This window comes from Klenkia terrae (genome assembly GCF_900491935.1).
In the GTDB taxonomy this organism is placed as follows: Bacteria; Actinomycetota; Actinomycetes; order Mycobacteriales; family Geodermatophilaceae; genus Klenkia; species Klenkia terrae.
In genome coordinates, this window is record NZ_UEXK01000004.1 from 1,888,472 (window position 1) to 1,911,327 (window position 22,856).

The 22,856-nt window shown below is 73.9% G+C and carries 22 protein-coding genes, 1 pseudogene and 1 riboswitch; of the genes and pseudogenes, 9 read left to right on the top strand and 14 right to left on the bottom strand.

Annotated features, from left to right (window positions below):
• Nucleotides 1–142: 142 nt before the first annotated feature.
• Complete coding sequence (locus LFA75_RS09740) at nt 143–1,441, top strand: transposase (RefSeq protein WP_225233446.1); 1,299 nt, start codon at nt 143–145, stop codon at nt 1,439–1,441.
• Between the two features lie 170 nt (nt 1,442–1,611).
• Here LFA75_RS09740 and LFA75_RS09745 read toward each other — a convergent pair whose 3' ends face one another.
• Nucleotides 1,612–2,571 (bottom strand): EamA family transporter, encoded by a 960-nt coding sequence (locus LFA75_RS09745; RefSeq protein WP_225233447.1) that lies wholly within the window; start codon nt 2,569–2,571, stop codon nt 1,612–1,614.
• 80 nt (nt 2,572–2,651) lie between these two features.
• Between LFA75_RS09745 and LFA75_RS09750 the strand changes: the two genes are divergently transcribed.
• A complete protein-coding gene (locus LFA75_RS09750) occupies nt 2,652–3,200 on the top strand; it encodes a CGNR zinc finger domain-containing protein (RefSeq protein WP_225233448.1) in 549 nt (182 codons plus the stop codon).
• Here the strand turns inward: LFA75_RS09750 and LFA75_RS09755 are convergent.
• From LFA75_RS09755 to LFA75_RS09770, 4 genes are read right to left on the bottom strand one after another with little or no spacing between them, the layout of a single operon-like run.
• Entirely contained in the window at nt 3,173–3,553 is a 381-nt protein-coding gene (locus LFA75_RS09755; protein WP_225233449.1) for an ArsR/SmtB family transcription factor, read from the bottom strand. The genes LFA75_RS09750 and LFA75_RS09755 overlap by 28 nt on opposite strands.
• A complete protein-coding gene (locus LFA75_RS09760) occupies nt 3,550–4,191 on the bottom strand; it encodes an SRPBCC family protein (RefSeq protein ID WP_225233450.1) in 642 nt (213 codons plus the stop codon). Before LFA75_RS09760 ends, LFA75_RS09755 begins: the two co-directional genes overlap by 4 nt.
• A gap of 40 nt (nt 4,192–4,231) precedes the next feature.
• Nucleotides 4,232–5,110, bottom strand: coding sequence for an NAD(P)H-hydrate dehydratase (locus LFA75_RS09765; protein WP_225233451.1), 879 nt, complete (start codon nt 5,108–5,110; stop codon nt 4,232–4,234).
• Nucleotides 5,094–5,816, bottom strand: coding sequence for a histidine phosphatase family protein (locus tag LFA75_RS09770; RefSeq protein WP_225233452.1), 723 nt, complete (start codon nt 5,814–5,816; stop codon nt 5,094–5,096). Before LFA75_RS09770 ends, LFA75_RS09765 begins: the two co-directional genes overlap by 17 nt.
• Nucleotides 5,817–5,867: 51 nt before the next feature.
• Here LFA75_RS09770 and LFA75_RS09775 point away from each other — a divergent pair, with 51 nt between their 5' ends.
• Together LFA75_RS09775 and LFA75_RS09780 are read left to right on the top strand one after the other, a co-directional pair.
• Nucleotides 5,868–6,437, top strand: coding sequence for a YdeI/OmpD-associated family protein (locus tag LFA75_RS09775; protein ID WP_225233453.1), 570 nt, complete (start codon nt 5,868–5,870; stop codon nt 6,435–6,437).
• A 94-nt stretch (nt 6,438–6,531) separates the two neighbouring features.
• A complete protein-coding gene (locus LFA75_RS09780) occupies nt 6,532–7,920 on the top strand; it encodes an aspartate aminotransferase family protein (RefSeq protein ID WP_225233454.1) in 1,389 nt (462 codons plus the stop codon).
• Between the two features lie 94 nt (nt 7,921–8,014).
• Here the strand turns inward: LFA75_RS09780 and LFA75_RS09785 are convergent, their stop codons facing one another.
• Entirely contained in the window at nt 8,015–8,431 is a 417-nt protein-coding gene (locus LFA75_RS09785; protein ID WP_225233455.1) for a universal stress protein, read from the bottom strand.
• Between the two features lie 28 nt (nt 8,432–8,459).
• Nucleotides 8,460–9,980 (bottom strand): APC family permease, encoded by a 1,521-nt coding sequence (locus tag LFA75_RS09790; protein ID WP_225233456.1) that lies wholly within the window; start codon nt 9,978–9,980, stop codon nt 8,460–8,462.
• 155 nt (nt 9,981–10,135) lie between these two features.
• Here LFA75_RS09790 and LFA75_RS09795 point away from each other — a divergent pair, with 155 nt between their 5' ends.
• Nucleotides 10,136–11,347 (top strand): saccharopine dehydrogenase family protein, encoded by a 1,212-nt coding sequence (locus tag LFA75_RS09795; RefSeq protein ID WP_225233457.1) that lies wholly within the window; start codon nt 10,136–10,138, stop codon nt 11,345–11,347.
• 114 nt (nt 11,348–11,461) lie between these two features.
• Nucleotides 11,462–11,989, top strand: a complete 528-nt coding sequence (locus tag LFA75_RS09800; protein WP_225233458.1) for a DedA family protein — start codon at nt 11,462–11,464, stop codon at nt 11,987–11,989.
• Nucleotides 11,990–12,059: 70 nt separating this feature from the next.
• On the opposite strand, the gene LFA75_RS09805 is transcribed toward LFA75_RS09800, so the two are convergent.
• From LFA75_RS09805 to LFA75_RS24080, 4 genes and pseudogenes are all read right to left on the bottom strand, one after another.
• Entirely contained in the window at nt 12,060–13,091 is a 1,032-nt protein-coding gene (locus LFA75_RS09805; protein ID WP_225233459.1) for a C40 family peptidase, read from the bottom strand.
• Between the two features lie 147 nt (nt 13,092–13,238).
• Nucleotides 13,239–13,631: a type II toxin-antitoxin system death-on-curing family toxin gene (locus LFA75_RS09810; protein ID WP_225233460.1), complete on the bottom strand. Its 393-nt coding sequence runs from the start codon at nt 13,629–13,631 to the stop codon at nt 13,239–13,241.
• Complete coding sequence (locus LFA75_RS09815) at nt 13,619–13,831, bottom strand: hypothetical protein (RefSeq protein ID WP_225233461.1); 213 nt, start codon at nt 13,829–13,831, stop codon at nt 13,619–13,621. The genes LFA75_RS09810 and LFA75_RS09815 overlap by 13 nt, the downstream gene beginning before the upstream one ends.
• Nucleotides 13,832–14,042: 211 nt before the next feature.
• A pseudogene (locus LFA75_RS24080) lies at nt 14,043–14,144 on the bottom strand (IS982 family transposase); the annotation flags it as partial.
• Between the two features lie 277 nt (nt 14,145–14,421).
• On the opposite strand from LFA75_RS24080, the gene LFA75_RS09820 reads away from it, so the two are divergent.
• Nucleotides 14,422–14,898 (top strand): hypothetical protein, encoded by a 477-nt coding sequence (locus LFA75_RS09820; protein WP_225233462.1) that lies wholly within the window; start codon nt 14,422–14,424, stop codon nt 14,896–14,898.
• A gap of 248 nt (nt 14,899–15,146) precedes the next feature.
• Nucleotides 15,147–17,687 (top strand): beta strand repeat-containing protein, encoded by a 2,541-nt coding sequence (locus tag LFA75_RS09825; RefSeq protein WP_225233463.1) that lies wholly within the window; start codon nt 15,147–15,149, stop codon nt 17,685–17,687.
• Nucleotides 17,688–17,833: 146 nt separating this feature from the next.
• Here LFA75_RS09825 and LFA75_RS09830 read toward each other — a convergent pair whose 3' ends face one another.
• The 3 genes from LFA75_RS09830 to LFA75_RS09840 all read right to left on the bottom strand — a co-directional run bounded on the left by LFA75_RS09830 (nt 17,834) and on the right by LFA75_RS09840 (nt 22,289).
• Entirely contained in the window at nt 17,834–19,261 is a 1,428-nt protein-coding gene (locus LFA75_RS09830; protein ID WP_225233464.1) for a glycine hydroxymethyltransferase, read from the bottom strand.
• Between the two features lie 19 nt (nt 19,262–19,280).
• Nucleotides 19,281–19,361, bottom strand: a riboswitch (ZMP/ZTP riboswitch).
• 34 nt (nt 19,362–19,395) lie between these two features.
• The gene (locus LFA75_RS09835) at nt 19,396–20,787 is read right to left on the bottom strand and encodes a metallopeptidase TldD-related protein (protein ID WP_225236037.1); all 1,392 of its coding nucleotides are present in this window, start codon (nt 20,785–20,787) and stop codon (nt 19,396–19,398) included.
• Nucleotides 20,788–20,792: 5 nt separating this feature from the next.
• Nucleotides 20,793–22,289 (bottom strand): TldD/PmbA family protein, encoded by a 1,497-nt coding sequence (locus LFA75_RS09840; RefSeq protein WP_225233465.1) that lies wholly within the window; start codon nt 22,287–22,289, stop codon nt 20,793–20,795.
• A 61-nt stretch (nt 22,290–22,350) separates the two neighbouring features.
• Between LFA75_RS09840 and LFA75_RS09845 the strand changes: the two genes are divergently transcribed.
• Nucleotides 22,351–22,848, top strand: coding sequence for a low molecular weight protein-tyrosine-phosphatase (locus LFA75_RS09845; protein WP_225233466.1), 498 nt, complete (start codon nt 22,351–22,353; stop codon nt 22,846–22,848).
• Nucleotides 22,849–22,856: the final 8 nt, after the last annotated feature.

Sequence of the window (22,856 nt, forward strand, 5' to 3'; positions counted from 1 at the left end):
CGGCCTGGGCCGTCGGTAGCGCAGAGCATCGTTGAAGTTCTCGGATCTTGGGCTTGAGGTGGGGGTCGCCTGATCCGAGGAGTTCCTGGTGGTTGTCACTACCCTTGCCCTGACCGTTGAGCTGCCTGAGCTGGGTGGTTCGTTGACCTGGTCGCAGCTGGAGGCGTGGGCGGTGGCGATGCGCGATGAGGTGCCCGCCGCCGCGGTAGCGGCGGCTGTGGAGGAGCTGCAGGACAGGCTGATCGACCGGGTGTGTGGTCCCAGATGGCTGCCGGTGTGGGACCTGCCGGCGCCGTTCGGGTGCCCGGGGTGCGGGGTGATGAGCGACTTCGCCCGCAAGGGCAAGCGCACCCGTCCGCGCCGGCTGGACACCGCCACCGGGATCGTGCGCATCCAGTTGGCCAACGTGGGGTGCCGGTCGTGCGGGCGGGTGTTCGCCCCGCTGCTGTTGTTGTTGGACCTGTCGGGCCGGCGACGCACTGATCGGTTGATGGTCGAGCTGGCCGAGTTGGCCACCCAGATGTCCTTCGCCCGCGCCGGGGCTGTGGCCGCGCAGTTCGGGGCACCCGGGACGGCCGGGCGAGCGCACTCGGCTGTGGCCGACCTGGCCCCGATGCTTGATGGGGTGGGGTGCGCAGACCTACCTGGTGCCCCCGGGCGGGCCGAGGTGGTGATCCTGGATGGCACCGGCATGCGCGCCGGTCGCCGCAGGCTGGGCGTGGACACCAACATCGCCATCGGGCTCACCGCCCGCACCGGCCCACGCCGCCGCCGCCGCGCCACGGTCAACCTGCTCGGGCTGACCCTGGGCCAGCCGTGGTCGGCCATGGCCACCCAGCTGCGTGCGGTGGACCCACCGGCGATGGTCGTCGTGGACGGGGAGCTGGCGATCACCCGACTGGCCCAGGACGTGTGGCCCGACGCCCCGATCCAGCGCTGCTGGTGGCACCTGCCCCGTGCGCTGCGCTGGGCCCTCTACGCCGACAAGGCACCGCACCCCTGGGCCAACGCCCAGCGCGCCGGACTGGTCGACCTCCTGCACCGCGTGGCCCGCGAACGACTCACCCACGCCCAGGCCTTGGACCTCTACGACGCCTTCGTCGACACCATCACCGACGCCGACCACCACGCCGCCGCACAGCTGCTCACCGGCGCCCGCGACCAGGTCTTCACCTGCCTGCGCCCCGAACTCCGACAACGACTGGCACCCCTGGGCGGACCCGAACTGGGCTCCGGAGTCATCGAGCGCGTCATGCGCGAACTCAACGCCCGCACCGACATCGGCGGCACCCGCTGGTCAGTCGAGGGCCTACGCGACCTGGTCACCATCCAACTGGCCCGGATGACCGACCACCCCGCCTGGACCACACTGACCCAAGCTCTACGCCCGACCAACACCATCGACTTCAAGATCCACACCCTGAAGTTCAACGCTGCTTGACGCTACCGGGCCGTCTGCCGCTCGGCGTCGGCGACCCGGATCGCGCGCACCGCAGCATCGATCGTCGTGTCAGGGTTGCCGGTCATCCCGCCACGATAGGCGCAGTGCGGACCGAAGGGGTCACGAACCCGCCGTGACCTGGCCGGATGCCCCCCGCGGCGACCCCGCCCTCAGGCCTGGGCGACCGGGTCCCGACCGGGCACCGGCTCCACCGGCGCCGGGTCCCCCTCCCCCGCCCGGACGAGCACGATGCCGGCCAGGACGACGACCCCGCCGACCAGCTGCACCGGCCCGGGCTGCTGCCCCAGCGCCAACCAGGCGAACAGGACGGCGAAGAGCACCTCGGTCAGCCCGACGAAGGAGCTGGTGCGCGAGCCGAGCCGGCGGATCGCGGCGACGCCGGTGGCGTAGGCGAACGCGGCGGCGACCAGGGCGAGGCCCAGCAGCGGCACCAGCCAGCTGACCTGCGTGCCGGCCAGGTCGACGTCGGCCGCGGTGGTCCGCCAGGGCACCAGCCCGACCGCGGCGGCCGCGCCGAGCACGACCGCGCCGATCGCCAGCCCGCCCCAGGCGCTGACCAGCGGGGGCAGCGCGCCGTCGGTCCGCCCGGAGACCACGAAGTAGACGGCCAGGCCGACCGCGGCGAGCAGGCCCCAGAAGACACCGAGGAGGTCGATCTCGGCGCCGCGGACCACGTCCAGCACCAGGACCAGACCGGCGATCGCCACGACCACCCCGGCGGCGGTGACCGGGCTGGGCCGCTGGCCGTGCCGCAGCCAGGTCCACAGCACCACCAGGACGACGCCGGAGTACTCCAGCAGCAGGGCGACCCCGACCGAGAGCCGGCCGATGGCCAGGAAGTAGGCCAGCTGGCAGCCGGCCACGGCCAGCAGCCCGAACGCGACCACCGACCCCAGGTTGGCCCGCAGCAGCGACCACCGCCCGCGCAGCTGCAGCAGGGCCGGCACGGTGAGCACCAGCGCACCCAGGCCCACCCGGAGGGTGACCGCGGCGGCCGCGCTCCACCCCGACGACAGCAGGGCCGACGCGAAGACCCCCGAGGTGCCGAAGGCGGCCGCGGAGGCCAGGGCGAGCAGCAGTCCGGTCAGGCTTGCACGACGATCGGGCACGACATCTCCTCGGGAGCTGTGTCAGGACCGATACGACCTACACTCCTGACGAACGGGACGCTAGCAGAGTCAGGAGCAACATGCGCTTTGCCCATGACACGGAGGTCGGGCTCAACGCCGCGGCCGAGCTGGTGAACACCGCGACGGGGTCCGGCACGGGCACCGAGCTGCTGCCCGACCCCCCGGCGCTCGCCGCGTTCCTGGACGCCTGGGGGTTCACCGGCGACCGGGCCGGCGACGCCGCCGAGCTCGCCGGGGTGCACGCGCTGCGGGCCGAGCTCGCCGAGATGTGGGACGCCGACACCGAGGGCGTCGTCGCCGTGGTCAACCGGCTGCTGCGCGACGGGCAGGCACAGCCGCAGCTGGTCCGGCACGACGACTGGGGCTGGCACGTCCACGCCACCGAGCCGCACGCACCGGTCCCGCACCGGATGGCCGTGGAGGCCGCGATGGCCGTCGCCGACCTGGTGCGCGCCGAGGAGCTGGACCGGCTGGGGCGCTGCGAGGCCGAGGGCTGCGGGGCGGCCCTGGTCGACCTGACGAAGAACCGGTCCCGCCGGTTCTGCGACGCCAGCTGCGCCAACCGCACGCACGCCGCGGCCTACCGCGCCCGCCGCGCCGCCGGCTGATCCGCGGGGACCTCCCCCCGGCGCGCGCGCCGTCCGCGGGCCACCTCGGTGGCCAGCGCGTCCAGCGGCTGGTCGAACGGGTCGCCCAGCCGGTCCAGCCACGCCCGCACCGCCACCACCCCGCCGTCGTCCACGGCGTGGAACCGGCGGGTGCCCTCGGGCCGCACCCGGACCAGGCCGGCGTCGCGGAGCGCGGCCAGGTGCTGGGAGACCGCCGGCTGGGAGATCCGGCCGCGCTCCTGCAGCCCGGCCACCAACTCGCCCACCGTCCGCTCGGTGCCGGCCAGCAGCTCCAGGATGCGGCGGCGAGTCGGGTCGCCGAGGGCGTCCAGGGCCTGCGCGGCAGCGGTCACCCGGCCTCGGGCGTCCCCGTGTAGAACGCGGCGGTCGCCCGGGCGGCGGCCCGGGCCTGCGCCTCGTCGTCCCCGTCGGCGACCGCCGCGTCGCCCCAGCCGGCGGCCGCGGCACCGACGAACACCGCACCCTCCGGGGTGGTCGGGAAGGCCAGCCCGGTGGCCGGGTCGACCGGGGCGCCGGACTCCAGGTGCAGGCCCAGCGCCATCAGGCCCAGGTCCCAGCCCACGCCGACGGCGCCGGGGCCGAACTGCGTCCACATCTGCGGGTCCACCGGCGCCTCGTGCGCCAGCTCCAGCACGGTGCCGCCGTCGGCCTCGGTGAGCGTGACGGTCAGCCAGGACACCATCTCGCCGAACTCCCAGGTCGCCGCGAAGGACTCCGGCGCCCGGCACTCCTGCACGGTGCCGCCGGCGTTGCCCTCCAGCTGATAGCGACCGCCCTCGCGCAGCTCCCCGGTCACCGGGAGGAACCAGCGGGGGATGCGCTCGGCGCTGGTCACGGCGTCCCAGAGGTCGGCCCGGTCGGTGCGGTAGGTCCGGCGGGCGACGGCGACCCGGGTGGGGACGCCGTCCCGCTCGGCGGAGCGCACCTCCCGCACGACGAGTCCGGCGGTGGCTGCGGGGTCGGTCAACATAAGCTGCAACTTATCGACGTCTGCCCGCGGCGGCAAGCCCCTACAGGTCGACCTCGGCGAGCACCCGCGGGATCTGGGGCGGCAGCTCGCGGGCGAGGAAGCCCATCCGGCCGACCTCGGCGGCCAGCCGCTCCCCGGCCCGGCCGTGCAGGTGCCCGGCCCAGACGGCAGCCTGGGCGGGCTCGGCACCGCGGGCGAGCAGCCCGGCGACCGTCCCCGCCCGGACGTCGCCCGAGCCGGAGACGCCGAGCCCGGCCCCGCCGCTCTCGTCCCGCCACAGCCGGCCGTCCGGGGCGGCCACCCAGCTGGTCTCCCCGCCGAGCGCGACCACCGCCCGCGCCCGGTCGGCCATCTCCCGCGCCGCGACCGGCGGGTCCTCGACGTGTTCCACGTGCAACCCGAACGCCAGCTCGGTCGGGTTCGGGGTCAGCACCACCCGGCCGTCCAGGTGGTGCAGGCAGGCCGGGTCGGCGGTGACCGCGGCCAGGCCCAGCGCGTCCAGGGCCAAGGGCCCGGGCACCTCCGGCAGCAGCCGCTGCACCAGCTCCCGGGTCTGCTCCTCGTCGACCATCCCCGGGCCGACCAGCACGGCGGCCGCGCTCTGGGCCAGGTCCAGCACCCGGTCGGCGGCGTCGGCGCGGATCGCCCCCTCCTCGGTCTCCGCCAGCCCGCGCACCAGGGCCTCCGGCAGCGCCGACGAGGTCACCGGCGCCAGGCTCCGCGGGACGGCGACCTGCAGCTTCCCGGCCCCCGAGCGCAGCGCGGCCTCCGCAGCCAGCAGCACCGCACCCAGGGTCTCGGTGCTCCCGCCGACGACCAGGATCGAGCCGCGGGCCTCCTTGCCTCCGGTCGGCTCGGGCAACCGCCAGCCGCGCAGCACCTGCGGGGTGACCAGGGTGGACTCAGGGGTGCGGGACATCGGGCTCCTCGGTGACCGGGGTGTCCGCCAGGTGCTCGACGGAGTTGAACGCCTCCAGCGACCAGCCCTCGCCGCCCGCGCGGTAGCGGGTGACCGAGGTGTTGGCGACCTGCTCGTGCCGGTCGATCTCCAGCAGGTGCTGCTCGTCGAGCTCCTCGAGCACGTAGCGGAAGACCATGACCACCGCCTGGTGGCTGACCAGCAGCAGCCGCTCGCCGTCGTGCCGCAGCGCCTCGGTGGCCAGCACGCTGCGGACCCGCAGGGCGACGTCGGCCCAGCTCTCGCCGCCCGGCGGCCGGTACCAGAACTTGCCCAGCAGCTGCCGGCGCTCCGCCTCCTCCGGGTAGCGCTCCCGGATGCCGTGGGAGGTCATGCCGTCGAAGGCGCCGAAGTCCCGCTCGCGGAGCCGCTCGTCGAACCGGACCGGCAGCCCGAGCCCGGCCGCAGCCCGTCGGGCGGTGTCGGCGGCCCGGACGAACGGCGAGCTCAGCACCGCGGTCGGCGGCCCGTCCTGGGCGGCGAGCCAGCGGCCCAGCGCGTCGGCCTGCTGCTCGCCGGTCGGGGACAGCGGGACGTCGGGGTCGCGGACGTCGAGGTCGAGCCGGTCCACGCCGAGCTCGTGCGCGCGGGCGTCGGCGAGGTTGCCCTGGCTCTCCCCGTGCCGGACCAGCCACAGTTGCTCTGGGCCGGGCGGTCTGCGGGTCACCGGACCTGCCTGACCGCCCGCACGAGTTCCGAAACCTGGGAGGGGTCCGCCGTGGAGCACGAGTTCGAGGTGCGGGTGTTCGCCGACGGCGCCGAGCTGGACGCCTGGCTCGACGAGCACGGCGCGACCGCGCCCGGGCTGTACGCCCGGCTGGCCAAGAAGGGCGCCGACTTCCCGTCGATCACCTGGGAGCAGCTGGTCGAGGGCCTGCTGTGCCACGGCTGGATCGACGGCCGGGGCAACCGGTACGACGACACCAGCTGGACCATCCGGACCACCCCGCGGCGCCCGCGCAGCATCTGGTCGGCGAAGAACGTGGCCACCGTGGCCGAGCTGGTGGCCGCCGGCCGGATGCGGCCGGCCGGGCTGGCCCAGGTCGAGGCCGCGCAGGCCGACGGGCGCTGGGAGCAGGCCTACGCCGGGTCGGCCGGGATGACGGTGCCCGACGACCTGGCCGCCGCGCTGGCCGCGACCCCCGGCGCCCCGGACCGGTTCGAGGCGATGACGAAGGCGCAGCGGTACGCCGTCCTGCACCGGGTGCACACCAAGCGGACGGCGGCCGGCCGGGCCGCGGCGATCGCCGACCTGGTCGACCGGGTGGCGACCGGGAAACGCATCTGACGACGGTCTCGTCAGGGAGGGGGTCCGATCGCTACGCTCCCAGGCGTCGACCCGTCCCCCGACGACGGAATCCGCAGCCACCGGGAGTGCAGCCATGACCACCACCGAGCAGTCGGTCACCGAGCCCGGGCGGTACGGCCCGGGCGACATGGACAACCTGTGGCTGCACTTCTCCCGGATGGGCTCCTACACGCAGCAGGCCCCGCCGGTGATCGTGAAGGGCGAGGGCGCCTACATCTGGGACGACCGCGGGCGGAAGTACCTGGACGGGCTGGCCGGGCTGTTCGTCGTCCAGGCCGGGCACGGTCGGCGCGAGCTGGCGCAGGCCGCCGCGAAGCAGGCCGAGGAGCTGGCCTTCTTCCCGATCTGGTCCTACGCGCACCCCTCGGCGATCGAGCTGTCCAAGCGGCTGGCGGCCGCGGCGCCCGGTGACCTCAACCGGGTCTTCTTCACCACCGGCGGCGGCGAGGCCGTGGAGACGGCGTGGAAGGCGGCCAAGCAGTACTTCAAGCTGGTCGGGAAGCCGGCCAAGCACAAGGTGATCAGCCGGGCCATCGCCTACCACGGCACCACCCAGGGCGCGCTGTCCATCACCGGGCTGCCGGCGCTCAAGCAGGACTTCGAGCCGCTGGTCCCCGGTGCGTTCCGGGCCGCCAACACCAACATCTACCGGGCGCCCTACTTCGGCGACGACCCGAAGGCCTTCGGGCAGTGGGCCGCCGACCAGATCGAGCAGGCGATCGTGTTCGAGGGCCCCGACACCGTCGCGGCGGTCTTCCTGGAGCCGGTGCAGAACGCCGGCGGCTGCTTCCCGCCCCCGCCCGGGTACTTCGAGCGGGTGCGCGAGATCTGCGACCGGCACGACGTGCTGCTGGTCTCCGACGAGGTCATCTGCGCCTTCGGCCGGCTGGGCACCACGTTCGCCTGCGAGAAGTTCGGCTACGTGCCGGACATGATCACCTGCGCCAAGGGGATGACCTCGGGCTACTCCCCCATCGGCGCGATGATCGCCAGCGACCGGGTGATGGAGCCCTTCCTGCGGCCCGGCGTCTCGTTCCCGCACGGCTACACCTTCGGCGGCCACCCGGTGAGCTCGGCGGTCGCGCTGGCCAACCTGGACATCTTCGAGCGGGAGGGCCTCAACCAGCACGTGCTGGAGACCGAGGGCGCGTTCCGCCGCACCCTGGAGAAGCTGTCCGACCTGCCGATCGTCGGCGACGTCCGCGGCGACGGCTTCTTCTACGGGATCGAGCTGGTCAAGGACAAGGCGACCAAGGAGACCTTCGACGACGCCGAGAGCGAGCGGCTGCTGCGCGGGTTCCTCTCCGGGGCCCTGTTCGACGCCGGGCTGTACTGCCGGGCCGACGACCGCGGCGACCCGGTCATCCAGCTGGCCCCGCCGCTGACCGTCGACCAGCCCGAGTTCGACCTGATCGAGCAGACCCTGCGCTCGGTGCTCACCGAGGCCTGGTCCCGCCTGTAGGGCGGTGATCAGCTGGGCTGATCACCGTGCGTCCTGGCTCACCGGCGCCGGTGAGCCAGGACGGCCGTGGATCAGCTGAGCTGATCCACGCCGCTCAGCGCTCGGCGGGGACGCAGAGGACCGGGCGGTCGGACAGGTGCAGCAGCTTGTGCGGCACCGACCCGAGGATCGCGCCGCGCAGCGGGGTCTCGCCGTACGTGCCCACCACGATGACCCGCGCGTCGTGCTTCTCGGCGGCGTGCAGCAGCGCGTTGACCGGCTTCTCGTCGACCAGCTCCAGCACGGTGCGCACCCCGGCCTCCTCGGCGTCGGCCACGGCGTGGGCCAGCGCGGCCTGGCCGATCTCGGCCAGCGCCTGGGTGTGCGACCCGGCCTCCTCGCCGACCACCCCCGGCGGCGCGGCGCCGTAGACCAGGACCAGCGGCTCGTCCAGCCGGGCGGCCAGGTCGAGGGCCAGCCCGAGGGCGCGCCGGGCGCCCGGGGACTCGTCGTAGCCCAGCACGATGCTCATCGGTGCGTCTCTCCTCGGTCGGGTGCGGTCACGGGGCGGGGTCCTCGACGGCGGCCGCGGTGCGGCCGGCCTCGATGTCGGCCTGCAGGCGCTCGGCGGTCGTCGTCTTCTCGTCCCAGAACCGGGCGTCCTTGAGCCGCCAGACGAGCATGAACACCACGCCGACCAGGAAGATCCCGATGCCGATCACCAGCGGCGGGCCGAGGCCGAACCACGCGGTGCCCAGGTCGGAGTTGGCCGGGTCGGCCAGGTCGCCGATCGACTCGATCAGCAGCCAGATCAGCATCGCCGCTCCGACCAGCGGGCCGACGCCGATCAGCACGAAGTCCTTGACGCTGCGGGTCAGCTGGCGGCGGTGGAACACCGCGCAGGCGATGCCGGTCAGGGAGTAGTAGAAGGCGATCAGCAGCGACAGCGCGGTCAGCGAGTCGAACAGGGCGTTCTCGCTGATCAGGTTGACCACCACGTACCAGGCGGCGGCGATGACCGCGACCAGCCAGGTGGAGACGTCGGGGGTGCGGAACCGCGGGTGGATGCGGGCCAGCGAGGCGGGCATCGCGTGCCGGCGGGCCATCGACAGCCCGGTGCGCGAGGCCGGCAGGATCGTCGTCTGCGTCGAGGCGATCGCCGAGGTGGCCACCGCCAGCAGGAGCACCCAGTCCCAGCCGCCGAGCACCTCGGTCGCCATCGTGGCGAAGATGGTCTCGGCCTCGTCCTCGCGGGAGGCGAGGAAGTCGGTGCCGAAGTAGCTCAGGATCGCCACCGTGACGCCGAGGTAGGTCACCAGCAGGACGACGGTGGACACGATGGCCGCCTTGCCGGGGGTGGACTCGGCGTCCGAGGTCTCCTCGGTCAGGTTGACCGCGGACTCCCAGCCCCAGTAGATGAACACCCCGAGCAGCAGCCCGCCGGTGAGCGCGGCACCGCCGGCGCCGAAGGGGTTCAGCCAGGACAGCGACGGGGTCAGGTTGCCGCCGTCGGCCTCCCCGTTGCCGGACAGGCCGGCGACGAGGGCGACGACGGCGAACACCAGCAGGGCGCCGACCTGGGCGATGATCAGGCCGTTCTGCAGCTTGGCGCTGGTCTCGGTGCCGATCACGCAGATCCAGGTCATGGCGAAGATCAGCAGCACGGTGAGGGTGCGCACCAGGAAGGTGTTCTCGGCCAGCCCGTCCAGCTGCAGGGCCAGCAGGCCGAACCGGACGCCGGTGTCGGCCAGCGAGCCGATGACCAGCACGCCGGTCATGGCGATCGCCCAGCCGCCCAGCCAGCCGATCCAGGGGCCCATCGCCCGGGTCACCCAGGAGAACGTCGTCCCGCAGTCCTGGTCGGCGCGGTTGAGGTAGTAGAAGGCCGACGCGATCAGCAGCATCGGCACGAACGAGGCCAGGAAGACCCCGGGCGCGTAGACGCCGACCAGGGCGACGACGGCGCCGACCACGGCGGCCAGCGAGTACGCCGGGGAGGTCGACGCCAGGCCGATCACCAGGGCGTCGACGAAGCCGATCGCGCCCTGCTTCAGCTGTGGCTGGGCACCCGGCTCGCTCACGGCTGGCTCACTGGTTCCGTCATGCCACGGTTATCGCAGGTGGATCACCGCTCCACAAGGGTTTCGCGTGTTACGAGTTCGCACGGCGACGGAAGCCGTCGCGCCCGTGTCGGTCGTCACCTACGCTCGGCCTCCCCTCCCGAGAGAAGGACAGCATGCGGATCCTCCTGGTCGGCGCCGGTGGCGTCGGCAGCGCGTTCGCCGCGATCGCGGCCCGCCGGTCGTTCTTCGAGGCGCTGGTCGTGACCGACTACGACGGCGCACGGGCGGAGGCCACCGCCTCGGCCGTGGACGACGAGCGGTTCAGCAGCGCCGGGTCCGTGGACGCCGGGGACGCCGACGCCGTGGCCGCGCTGCTGGCCGAGCACCGGTGCGACGTGCTGATGAACGCCGTCGACCCCCGGTTCGTCATGCCGCTGTTCCGGGCGGCGCTGGCCGGCGGGGCGACCTACCTGGACATGGCGATGTCGCTGTCCCGCCCGCACCCGGAGAACCCCTACACCGAGACCGGCGTGAAGCTGGGCGACGAGCAGTTCGCCCTGGCCGGGGAGTGGGAGGCCGCCGGGCAGCTGGCGCTGGTCGGCATGGGCGTGGAGCCCGGGCTGTCCGACGTGTTCGCCCGGTACGCCGCCGACCCCCTGTTCTCCGCCATCGACGAGCTCGGCGTCCGCGACGGCGCGAACCTCGAGGTGTCCGGCTACGAGTTCGCCCCGTCGTTCAGCATCTGGACGACGATCGAGGAGTGCCTCACCCCGCCGGTCGTCTACGAGGAGGGGCGCGGGTTCTTCACCACGGCACCGTTCAGCGAGCCCGAGGTGTTCGAGTTCCCCGAGGGCATCGGCCCGGTGGAGTGCGTGAACGTGGAGCACGAGGAGGTGCTCCTCATGCCGCGCTGGGTGGACGCGAAGCGGGTCACCTTCAAGTACGGCCTGGGCACGGAGTTCATCGACGTCCTCAAGGCGCTGCACAAGGTGGGCCTGGACCGCACCGACCCGGTGACGGTGAAGGGCGTGCAGGTCAGCCCGCGGGACGTCGTCGCCGCGTGCCTGCCCGACCCCGCCCGCCTGGGGGACCGGATGTCGGGCAAGACCTGCGCCGGGCTGTGGGTCACCGGCACCGGGAAGGACGGCGAGCCCCGGCAGGTCTACCTGTACCACGTGGTGGACAACGAGTGGTCGATGCGCGAGTACGGCCACCAGGCGGTGGTCTGGCAGACCGCGGTCAACCCCGTGGTCGCCCTCGAGCTGGTGGCCGCGGGCACCTGGAGCGGCGCCGGCGTCCTGGGCCCGGAGGCGTTCGACAGCCAGCCGTTCCTCGACCTGCTGACCGCCTACGGCTCGCCCTGGGGCATGCGCGAGGGCGGCTGATCGACCTCACCTCCCAGCCTGCGCCCAGCCGCCGTCCAGGTGCGCTGGGCAGGGTGCGCGGGTGACCGCCCTCCTCGGCCTGGTCGCAGGGTCCCGCGGCGTGCGGAGCACGTCGTGGGGGGCGATCAGGTCCTTCTGGCTCTCTTCGTCGGGTTCGTGGTGCCGGCCGCCGCCGAGCAGGGCCGGGTGTCGGTCTGGCTGCTCGGTGCGCTGGTCGTGGCGGCCGCGGTCCTCGGGGACTCCGTGGGCTACGAGGTCGGCCGGCACGCCGGTCCCCGGCTGCTGGCCAGCCGGATCGCGCGCCGGCACCAGGAGGGCATCGACCGGGCCACGGACACCCTGGCGCGCAAGGGTGGCCCCGCCGTCCTGCTCGCCCGGCTGACCGCGTTCCTCCGGGCGGTCACCCCGGCGCTGGCCGGCGCGGCGGGGATGCGCTACCGCACGTTCCTCACCTGGAACGCGGTCGGCGGCCTGCTGTGGGGCATCGGCGCGGTGCTCATCGGCTACCTGGCCGGCGCCTCGTGGGAGAGCGTGGCCAGCACGGTGGGCACCACCGGCGCGGTCGTGGTCGCCGCGGTGGTCGTGGTCGGCCTGCTGGTGTGGCGGGTCCGCCGGCACCGGTCGACGCCGACCGCCGCCTGAGGACGGTCCGCCCGGCCGGGGGATGGTCCGCGGCCGGCGCCGGACCTGCCCCCGGCGGGGCGGACGTCGGTCAGGCGGTGGGGCGGCGGGCGCCGGCGTAGCCGGGCATGTCCACGCTGGTGACGGCGACCGGCCGGCTGGACACGCTGGCGTGCACCATCTGGCCGTTGCCGATGTACAGGCCGATGTGGCTGACCGGGCTGTAGTAGTAGACGAGATCGCCGGGCTGCAGGTCCTGCCGGGCGACCGGAGCACCCATGCCGGACTGGGTCCGGCTCGAGTGCGGCAACGAGAGGCCTGCTGCGGCGTAGGCGAACTGGGTCAGACCCGAGCAGTCGAAGCCGCCGGGGCCGGCACCCCCCACGACGTAGGGCTTCCCGACCTGCGCCAGGCCCGTCTGCACGGCGATCGCAGCCGCCTCGGTCGGCGCGGCGGCGGGTGCCGCGGCCGCCGCGGCTGCGGTGGCGTCCGCGTCGACCTCCGGGCCGACGGCCGTGCGGGTGACCGCAGCCTGCTCGACGGCGGACAGCAGGGCGAAGTCGGCCTGGTAGCGGGCGAGTTGGCTGTTCAGCTGGTCCTGCTGCGCCTGCAGGTCGGCCAGCGCGGCGTCGGCCGCGGACTGGGCCGCTGCGGCAGCGGCCCGGGCGTCGGCCGCCACCTGACGGGCGGCGGCGACCTCGCCGAGCACCGCGTCGGTGTGGTCGGTCAGCTGGCTGATGGTGGACACCCGGTCCAGCATCTCGTCGGCGGACCCGCTGGTCAGGACGGTCTCCAGGCCCGAGGGCACCCCGTCGACGAAGCCGCTGCGGACGATGGCGTCGACCTGCGGCTGCAGCTGGGACACCGCCGCGTCGGCGACCTGGACCGCGGTGTCCGCGGTGGCGACGAGGGCCTGCTGGTCGGCGACGGCGAGCTCGGCGTCGTTGACCTGCTCGCTGAGCACCTCGACCTGCTGGGCGGTCTGCGTCACGGCGGCGGCGGCCTCGGCGGCGGTGGCCGGTACGGCCACGGCCGGGCCGGTGGCCAGCGTCAGCAGGACGCCGGTGACCACGGCCGGGACGGCGACCCGGGACCAGCGACGAGCGGTCGATCGGGGTGTCATGGGATGTCCTCCGGGTCGCGCTCGGGCACTCGGGGAGGGGTGTCGTCGCCGAGCGAGTCGACACGCAACGTAACTAGACGAGTGCCCGCCGTCCCGTACACCGCGGGGTGTGTCTGTCCCACCGGCCCCACGCGTCCCAGGCTCTGGTCACCGTCGGTGGCGGTCGTCCACCTGGCGGGTGCCGCGCAGCGCTGCGGCGATGTCCGCCACGTCGTCCACCCGACCGGTGACGATGGCCGTCACCAGGTCGACCGCGGCTTCGGGACCGATGCCGGCGGGCTCGTCCAGCAGGCCCATGAGCGCGAGGCAGGCCGCCAGGGCGAAGGGCCGGTTGCCGCCGGCCAGCGGTGCACCCGCGGCCAGGGAGTGCAGCAGCGCCGCGCCCTTCTCCGCCGGCGTCGGGTACACCTCCACCCCGTCGGCCACCGCGTCGACCCGGGCAAGGGCACCCACCAGCAGGCCGGGGTCGCGGACGACGACGTCGGGCCCCACGACCCGGACGGCCACCTGCAGCAGCGCGTCGAGGGTCAGTCCGTCCACCGGGACAGCTCCTCGATCGCCGCGGCGTAGCGGTCGAGCTCGACGTCGAGCACCACGTCCAGCGGCGTCCGCCGGGCATGGGCGGCCAGGTACTCCTCCAGCGCGCGCTTGGCGACCTCCTGCATGGAGGCGTGCTCCACCCGCGCCTGCCTCCGCAGGGCCTCCACCTGGCCCGGCGTCAACCGCAGCGTCATCGCCATGGGTTCGCTCCTGACAGAGCACGCACCTGCCGGCGAGTGATACCACCGGTGGTGTCATGCGTCACACACAACCCTAGCGGGTGCACGTTGCGTGATCGCGACGGAACGGTCCGTACATCACGGCGCCGCGACACGCCGTGTTGGGGCGCTTCGGTACCGGAACCGTGGCGCGGTGCTTGCGGTGGTCCCTAGATGAGTAAGTCCGATTGGATCAGTGGTCGTAGGCGATCAGTGATCTTGTGACTGGTTGGCCGGTGGCGCGGTTGTGCCAGATCGCGGCGGTCAGGGCCAGCAGTCGTTGAGCGATGCGTGCNCGCCACAGCTGCGGGATGGTGGGCTCGGTCAGCCGGGTGGCGCCCGAGCGGTAGCCAGTGAGCAGCCGCAGCTGTGGCGGGCACCCGACGAGCCCCCCGCCGAGCCCGTCGCCGGCTGCCGCTACGCCGACCGGCGGCACCTCATCCACCCCCCCCCCCCCCCCCCCGACGCCCCCCGCGCCGCCGCACCCCCCGGAGCCCGCGCCGGCTCCCGCCTCGGCCGCGGACGCCACGGCCACCGCACCCGCTGCGACGTCGGAGTCGACCGGGGCCACGGTGACCGACCCGGCGACCGGGACCGCGGGCGCCGCCGTCGCCCCGTCCGGGCCGACCGCCGCGGTCACCGGGCCGCTCTGCACGCCGGAGCCCGAGGCCGTGGCCGGCTCCCCGCGCTCCGCCGCCACCGCACCCGGCCGGACGTCCACCGCCCTCACCGAGTACGCCGTCATCGCCCCGGCCGGATCCAGCTCACCGGCCCCGGTCTCCGTCGACGCCGCCGGGCGACCGGCCCCGACCGGACCGGCGCCGCTGCCGGCGACCGGCATCCCCGACGCACCGGTCGCCGTCGCGGCGCCCTGCGCACCCTCCGGCGGTGCGGCCAACGGCCAGACCGCCACCGGCCCGGGCACCGCCACCGCGGTGCTCGCCGCCGACGTCCCCGCCCTCGCGGCCGGGGCGGCCACCGCGCGCACCCTCGCCGCCGTGGCACCCGTCGCCGACCTCGTCGGCGACCCGGGCTCCCGCCCCGACTAGGCACCGCCGCCGCGCGAGCCGCCCCGTCCCCGGTGTGCCCACGGGGGGCACACCACGACGGGCGACCTCCACGGCCTGGCCAGCCTGGTCCACCGCGCAGCAGCCCCGCACCAGCCGAGCAGACCTCGGCCTCCGGCACCACGGGTCAGCAGTCCAGACGGGGGCTCGACCGCACCACCTCTGCACCACCCCTCCCGCACCACCAGCTCGTGCGCAACGACGCACACCAGCGACAAGGAACACCTGACATGAATCGATCCGTGCGCAACGGCTTCGCCGTCGCCACCATGGCCGGGGGTGTCTGGCTCCTCGGGCAAGCGGTCGCCTCGGCCGACGAGGTCGCCGCCACCAGCACCGCCGACGAGGGCTCGGCGGTCACCACCACCGACACCCCCACCCAGAGCAACGGCGGCGAGGCCGTCGGCAACACCGCGACCAACGACGGCAACGTGTCGGGCGGTGACGGCTCGAACAGCGGGTCGGCCTCCAGCGGTGCCACCGTCGCGGTCGGCCAGGACGACCACCGCAGCGACGGCAACGGTTCGCCGACCACGACGACCGGGGCAGCGACGAACACCAGCACCGGCGGCGACGGCGGCGCGGCCACCAACAGCACCACGGCCACCGGGGACACCTCCGCCGACGGCGGCACCGCCACCTCACCCGCCGTCCAGGCCTCCGCGGAGGCCGTGGGCAGCGGGGGCGGCGGCGGGGGCGGCACCCCGTCGGTCGCCAGCTCCAGCTCCAGCTCCGGCTCCAGCTCCGGCTCCAGCGGCGCCGACACCTCGGTGCACGCACCGACGTCGGCGAACGGCGGCTACGCCGAGGGCAACGTGGCCACCAACAGCGGCAACGTCCGGGGCGGGGACGGCGGGAACTCCGGCGAGGCGTCCAGCGGTGCGGGGGTCGGTGTCGGCTGCGAGAACCTCCACAGCGACGACAACTGCAACCCGATGACCACCACCGGCGCCGCCACCAAAACCAGCACCGGCGGCACCGGCGGCGCGGCCCCCAACCCCCCCACCGCCACGGGGAACACCTCCGCGGACGGCGGCACCGCCAGCGGCGGGGACGGCGACGCCACTTCGGAGGCCGTCGACTTCGGTGACTTCCTGGCCTGGCTGCGGGGCTACGGCTACCCCGACTGGGACGGGGTGGGCTGGTACGACAGCCTCTTCGCCGAGACGCTGGCGACGGCACCGACCCGGGCCAACGGCGGGGTCGCGGTCGGCAACGAGGCCTCGAACTCCGGCAACGTGGTGGGCGGGGACGGCTACAACAGCGGTCAGGCCACCACCAGCGCCGTCGTCTACGTGGTGTGCTTCAACTACAAGAGCACCAACAACTGCAGCCCGGTGACCATGACCGGCCCGGCCACCAACACCAGCACCGGCGGCAACGGCGGCGCGGCCACCAACACCACCTCCGCCAGCGGCACCACCTCGGCCGACGGGGGCACGGCGACCGGGGGGTCCACCACCGGGTCCAGCGAGTCGGTCGGGTCGGGCACCGGTGCGGTGACCGCTATCAACAACCCCACCCGCGCCATGGGCGGGGAGGCGTACGGGAACTGGGCCGACAACAGCGGCAACGTCGTCGGTGGGACCGGCGCCAACTACGGCGTCGCCGACAGCAGCGCGACGGTCGTCGTCTTCTGCTTCAACTACAAGAGCGACGACAACTGCAACCCGGTGACCACCACGGGCGCCGCCACCAACACCAGCACCGGCGGCAACGGCGGGGCGGCCACCAACCACACCTCCGCCAGCGGCGACACCTCCGCCGACGGCGGCCGGGCCATGGGCGGCGACGTGACGGTCAGCTCCGAGGCCGTCGGCTTCGGCAGCAACGGCGCCGGCACGCTGGTCAACGCCCCGACGCAGGCCAACGGCGGCTACGCCGAGGGCAACTGGGCCACCAACAGCGGCAACGTCCGGGGCGGGGACGGAGGCAACTACGGCATCGCCACCAGCGGCGTCGAGGTGACCGTCTACTGCTTCAACTACAAGAGCAACAACAACTGCAACCCCGTGACCACCACCGGCGCCGCAACCAACACCAGCACCGGCGGCAACGGCGGCGCGGCCACCAACACCACCTCCGCCAGCGGCACCACCTCCGCCGACGGCGGCCGGGCCATGGGCGGCGACGTGACGGCCAGCTCCGAGGCCGTCGGCTTCGGCAGCTCGTCCGCCGAGACCGTCGTCGACGCACCGACCCGGGCCAACGGCGGCTACGCCGAGGGCAACGACGCCGACAACAGCGGCAACGTCCGGGGCGGCGACGGAGGCAACTACGGCATCGCCTACAGCGGCGCCTCGGTCACCGTCCACTGCTGGAACTACAAGAGCAACGACAACTGCAACCCCGTGACCACCACCGGCGCCGCCACCAACACCAGCACCGGCGGCAACGGCGGCTCGGCCACCAACACCACCTCCGCCAGCGGCAACACCTCTGCCGACGGTGGCTGCGCGGTCCACGCGGCCGGTGACTGCCCCAGCGAGGAGCCGACCGCCCCGGTGCAGCCGGAGACCCCGTCCCCGGTCCAGCCGGTCGCCCCGGCCCCGGCCCCGGCGGAGCACGTCACGCCGGTCGCCTCGGGTTCGGGCAGCCACGGCACCTCGGGTTCGACCAGCCAGGGCACCTCGGTGAGTGCTTCGCACTCATCCGCGGCGACGCTGGCCTACACCGGTGCCGACGTCACCGACGCCCTCGGCCTGGGCCTGCTGGCCCTGGCCGGCGGCATGGGGCTCGCCCTGGCCGGTCGCCGGCGCACGACCGTCTGACCGGTGTCCGGTCCGCCGTCCCGTGAACCCGGACGGCGGACCGGACACCGCAGGACCCGCAAACGATCATGGGGTTGTTGCCCGCTCGACACGCACAGGCGGCGTGCCGGGTGGCGACAACCCCATGATCGTTGTCCGGGGTGGGGTCAGCTCAGGTCGACGCCGGGGTAGAGCGGGTGGGCGCCGACGATCTCGCTGGCCCGGGCGTGCACGCGCTCGGCGACGCCGTCCTCGATCGTGTACTTGACCTTGGACTCGCCCACCGCGGAGGTCGCGGCCAGCACGTCGGCCATCAGGTCGCCGACCTCGGCCAGCTCCGCCGTCCCCAGCCCGCGGGTGGTGAGCGCGGGGGTGCCCAGCCGGATGCCGGAGGTGTACCAGGGGCCGTTCGGGTCACCCGGGACGGCGTTGCGGTTGGTGACCAGCCCGGACTCCAGCAGCGCGGACTCCGCCTGCCGACCGGTCAGCCCGGTCGCGGAGACGTCGGCCAGCACCAGGTGGTTGTCGGTGCCGCCGGTGACCAGGGTGATGCCGCGGCGCAGCAGCGACTCGGCCAGCGCGCGGGAGTTGTCCACGATCCGCTGGGCGTAGTCGGCGAACTCGGGACGACGGGCCTCGGCGAACGCGACGGCCTTGGCGGCCATGACGTTGGCCAGCGGGCCGCCGAGCACCAGCGGGCAGCCGCGGTCGATCGAGGGGGCGTACTCCTCGGTGGCCAGCACCATGCCGCCGCGGGGGCCGCGGAGGGACTTGTGCGTGGTGGTGGTGACCACGTGCGCGAACGGGATCGGGTTCTCGTCGCCGGTGAAGACCTTGCCGGCGACCAGCCCGGCGAAGTGGGCCATGTCGACCATGAGCGTGGCGCCGACCTCGTCGGCGATGTCGCGCATGGCGGCGAAGTCGACGCGGCGCGGGTAGGCGGAGTAGCCGGCGACCAGGATCAGCGGGCGGAACTCGTTGGCCTGCTTGCGCAGCGCGGCGTAGTCGATGAGGCCGGTCTCGGGGTCGGTCCCGTAGCTGGCCTGCTCGAACATCTTGCCGCTGATGTTGGGGCGGAAGCCGTGGGTGAGGTGGCCACCGGCGTCCAGGCTCATGCCGAGCATCCGCTGGTCGCCCAGCGCCCGGCGCAGGTTGGCCCAGTCGGCGTCGGTGAGCGCGTCGACGTTCTTCACGCCGGCCTCGGCCAGCGCCGGGGTCTCGACCCGGTGGGCCAGGATCGACCAGAACGCGACCAGGTTGGCGTCGATGCCCGAGTGCGGCTGCGGGTAGGCGTACTCCGCGCCGAACAGCTCGCGGGCGTGCTCGGCGGCCAGCCGCTCGACGGTGTCGACGTTCTGGCAGGCGGCGTAGAAGCGGCGGCCGGGGGTGCCCTCGGCGTACTTGTCGCTGAACCAGTTGCCCATCGCCAGCAAGGTCGCCGGGGAGGCGTAGTTCTCGCTGGCGATCAGCTTCAGGCTGTCGCGCTGGTCGGCCAGCTCCTGGCCGATGGCGGCGGCGACGGCGGGTTCCACCGCGCCGATCACCTCGAGTGCGCTGCGGAAGGCGGTGCTCTCGGGCGACGGTGTGCTGGTCATCGGGGCTCCTCCGGGGATCGCTGGGTGCCCAGGCGCGCGGCGGTCCGTCGGGACCGCTCCCCGGTGGTGTCCCACCTGTGCGCCAGTCACGGCCCGGCACGAGGGTACCGGGCCGTGCAGGCGCACGGGACCGGTCAGCTGGCCGGGGAGACCGAGCTCATGTTGAAGTCCGGGACGCGGAGCATCGGCATGGCCGCCCGGGTGAACCAGTCGTTCCACTCCCGGGGCAGGGTCCGCTCGGTGCGCGAGGCCTGGGTGGCCCGGCCCAGCAGCGAGACCGGGGACTCGTTGAACCGGAAGTTGTTCACCGCGCCGGTCACCTCGCCGTCCTCGACGAGGAAGACGCCGTCGCGGGTGAGCCCGGTGAGCAGCAGGCTCTGCGGGTCGACCTCGCGGATGTACCAGAGCGTGGTGAGCAGCAGCCCGCGCTCGGTGCTCGCGATCATCTCCTCGGTCGACGCGGTGGCCTGCGGGTCCTCCAGCACCAAGTTGTCCAGCGCCGCGGTGGGCGGCGCGGTCTGCTGCAGCGCCCAGGCCCGCGGCCGGATCAGGTTGGTCAGCGTGCCGCCGGAGATCCAGTCGATCGCCGGGGTGGTCATCCCGTTGTCGAACACCGACGAGGAGCCCGACGAGCCGCCGACCACCTGGAACGGGGCGCACTCCAGCCCCGGCTCGGCGGGGTCGCTGCGCAGGGTCAGCGGCAGGCCGCAGATCCGCTCGCCGATCCGGTTGCCGCCGCCGGGCTTGGCGTAGACGTTGCGGCCCTCGTCGGCGTCCCGTGCCTCCATCGTCCAGTAGGCGTAGATCATCAGGTCGCTGACCGCCGAGGGCGGGAGCAGCGTCTCGTACCGGCCGGCCGGTAGGTCGACCCGGCGCTGCGACCAGGCCATCTTGCGCTGCACGTCGGCGGCCAGCGCCTCGATCGAGACGTCGGTGAAGTCGCGGGTGCCGACCCCGGCCCAGACCGAGCGGCCGAAGTCCCGACTCTTGCCGTTGAGCTCGACCCGGCCGGTGGGCTGGTCGTGCCGCAGCCGCAGGCCGGTGGAGGTGCCCAGGTAGGTGGTGGACAGCTGGTGCTCGGCGAACCCGAACAGCAGCTCGTCGCGGCCGCCGGCCTCGCCGAAGGCCTGGCCCAGCGCCGGGGCGACCTCGCGGAACACCTCGATCGACGTGGTGGCGGGCTCGGCGTCCCAGTCGCCGGCGGCCGTGGGGGCCATCGGGGCGCCCGGGCTGATCAGCGGGACCGCGGCCTCGGCCGGGCCGGCGTCGCGGGCGGCCTGCTCGCTGGCGGCGACCAGCGCGGCGATGTCCGGGGTGCCGGTGCGGGCGACCGTGCCCGCGGCCATGCCGGCGCCGCCGTCGACGAGGGAGATGACGACGACCTGGCGGGAGCGCATCGCCCCGTTCGTGGTCAGGCTGTTGCTCGCCCAGCGGAGGTTGGCCTCGGAGCTGTCGACGACGTAGGTGATCTGCCCGTCGACCGTGCTGGCGGCCAGGGCGGCCTCCACGATCTGCTGGCCCGTCATGGCGGTCACTGCCCGCCCTCCTGCACCGTGTTGAGGATGGTCGTGCCCTCGAAGAGGGCACTGGGGCAGCCGTGGCTGACCGGCGCCACCTGCCCGGGTTGGGCCTTGCCGCAGTTGAAGGCGCCGCCGAGCACGTAGGTCTGCGGGCCGCCGACCCTGGTCATCGAGCCCCAGAAGTCGGTGGTGGTCGCCTGGTAGGCGACGTCCTTGAGCTGGCCGGCCAGCTGACCGCCCTCGATCTTGTAGAAGCGCTGGCCGGTGAACTGGAAGTTGTACCGCTGCATGTCGATCGACCAGCTCTTGTCGCCGACGACGTAGATGCCGCGGTCGACCCCGGCGATGATCTCCTCGGTGCTCGGCCCGTCGGGTGCGGGCTGCAGGGAGACGTTGGCCATCCGCTGCACCGGCACGTGCGCGGCGCTGTCGGCGAAGGCGCAGCCGTTGCTGCGGCCCATGTCGCGCAGCCGGGCCATGTTGCGGTCGACCTGGTAGCCGACCAGCACGCCGTCCTTGACGATGTCCCACTGCTGGCCGGCGACGCCCTCGTCGTCGAAGCCGACGGTGGACAGGCCGTGCTCGGCGGTGCGGTCACCCGTGACGTTCATCAGCGAAGAGCCGTACTGCAGGCTGCCCAGCTTGTCGACGGTGGCGAACGACGTCCCGGCGTAGGCGGCCTCGTAGCCCAGCGCGCGGTCGAGCTCGGTGGCGTGCCCGATCGACTCGTGGATGGTGAGGAACAGGTTGGACGGGTCGACCACCAGGTCGTACCGGCCCGGCTCGACGCTGGGCGCCTTGGTCTTCTCCCGGAGCAGCTCGGGCATCTCGGCGATCTCGCCGCGCCAGTCCCAGGTGTCACCGGTCAGGTACTCCCAGCCGCGGCCGGCCGGCGGGGCCAGCGTGCGCATCGACTCGAAGGCGCCGGTGGCCCGGTCGACGGTCAGCGCGGTGAACGTCGGGTGGATGCGGACCCGCTGCTGGCGGGTGCGGGTGCCGGCGGTGTCGGCGTAGTACTTCTGCTCCTTGACGTGCATGACGTCGGACTGCACGTGCTCCACGCCGTCGGCGGCCAGCAGCCGCTCGGACAGCTCGACCATCAGCCCGGTCTTCTCCGCCTCGGGGACGGCGAACGGGTCCACCTCGTAGGCCGAGACCCACTCGGCGTCGGGGTACACCGGCTCGGGGGCCAGCTCCACCCGGTCGGTGTTCACCGCCGCGGACACCTGCGCGACCAGCACGGCCTCCTCGGCCAGCCGGACGGCCTCGGCGGCGGTCAGCACCACGCCGGCGGCGAAGCCCCAGGTGCCCTCGTGCACCACGCGGACGGCCAGGCCCAGGTCCTCGCCGTCGGCGGCGGCCTCGACCCGCGCGTCGCGCAGCCGGATGGTCTGGGTGCGGATGCGCTCGACCCGGATGTCGGCGTGCTCGCAGCCCAGGTCGACGGCGCGGGTGAGGGCGGCGTCGGTGAGCGCGGACAGCGGGAGGGCCAGGAACGAGTCGTCCACGGAACGGGGTTGTGACACAGGTCCTGTCTACCAGCCGGGGCCGACAGGAACACTCGAGTTCGTGAGCACTGCTGAGGACCCGTACCGCATCGCGATGGTCTGCCTGGGCAACATCTGCCGCTCCCCGATCGCCGAGGTGGTGCTGCGGGAGATGGTCGCGGCGGACGGGCTCGACGGTGTCGTCGTCAGCTCGGCCGGCACCGGCCCGTGGCACGTCGGCGGCCCGATGGACCCGGGGTCGGCCGCCGTCCTCGCCGAGCACGGCCTGGACCCGACGCAGCACGTCGCGCAGCAGATGACGCCCGACCGGGTCGGCGAGTTCGACCTGCTGGTGGCCATGGACCGGTCGAACCAGGCCGACCTGGAGGAGATGGTCGGCGACCGGCGTCGTCCCCGGGTCGTGCTGCTGCGCGACCTCGACCCCGACGGCGACCCGGGCCAGTCCGTCCCGGACCCCTACGGCGGCGGGCCCGAGGGCTTCGCCACCGTGTACGCGCAGGTCGAGGGGGCCTGCGCCGGCCTGGTCGCCCGGTTGCCGGAGCTGGTCGCGGACCGGTGACTCCCACC

Coding starts and splice junctions, on each gene's coding strand:
- LFA75_RS09750 (WP_225233448.1), top strand. CDS start 2,652: ATGCGCTTTGCCCATGACACGGAGGTCGGGCTCAACGCCGCGGCCGAG.
- LFA75_RS09760 (WP_225233450.1), bottom strand. CDS start 4,191: ATGTTGACCGACCCCGCAGCCACCGCCGGACTCGTCGTGCGGGAGGTG.
- LFA75_RS09765 (WP_225233451.1), bottom strand. CDS start 5,110: ATGTCCCGCACCCCTGAGTCCACCCTGGTCACCCCGCAGGTGCTGCGC.
- LFA75_RS09780 (WP_225233454.1), top strand. CDS start 6,532: ATGACCACCACCGAGCAGTCGGTCACCGAGCCCGGGCGGTACGGCCCG.
- LFA75_RS09785 (WP_225233455.1), bottom strand. CDS start 8,431: ATGAGCATCGTGCTGGGCTACGACGAGTCCCCGGGCGCCCGGCGCGCC.
- LFA75_RS09795 (WP_225233457.1), top strand. CDS start 10,136: ATGCGGATCCTCCTGGTCGGCGCCGGTGGCGTCGGCAGCGCGTTCGCC.
- LFA75_RS09805 (WP_225233459.1), bottom strand. CDS start 13,091: ATGACACCCCGATCGACCGCTCGTCGCTGGTCCCGGGTCGCCGTCCCG.
- LFA75_RS09815 (WP_225233461.1), bottom strand. CDS start 13,831: ATGGCGATGACGCTGCGGTTGACGCCGGGCCAGGTGGAGGCCCTGCGG.
- LFA75_RS09825 (WP_225233463.1), top strand. CDS start 15,147: ATGAATCGATCCGTGCGCAACGGCTTCGCCGTCGCCACCATGGCCGGG.
- LFA75_RS09830 (WP_225233464.1), bottom strand. CDS start 19,261: ATGACCAGCACACCGTCGCCCGAGAGCACCGCCTTCCGCAGCGCACTC.
- LFA75_RS09835 (WP_225236037.1), bottom strand. CDS start 20,787: ATGACGGGCCAGCAGATCGTGGAGGCCGCCCTGGCCGCCAGCACGGTC.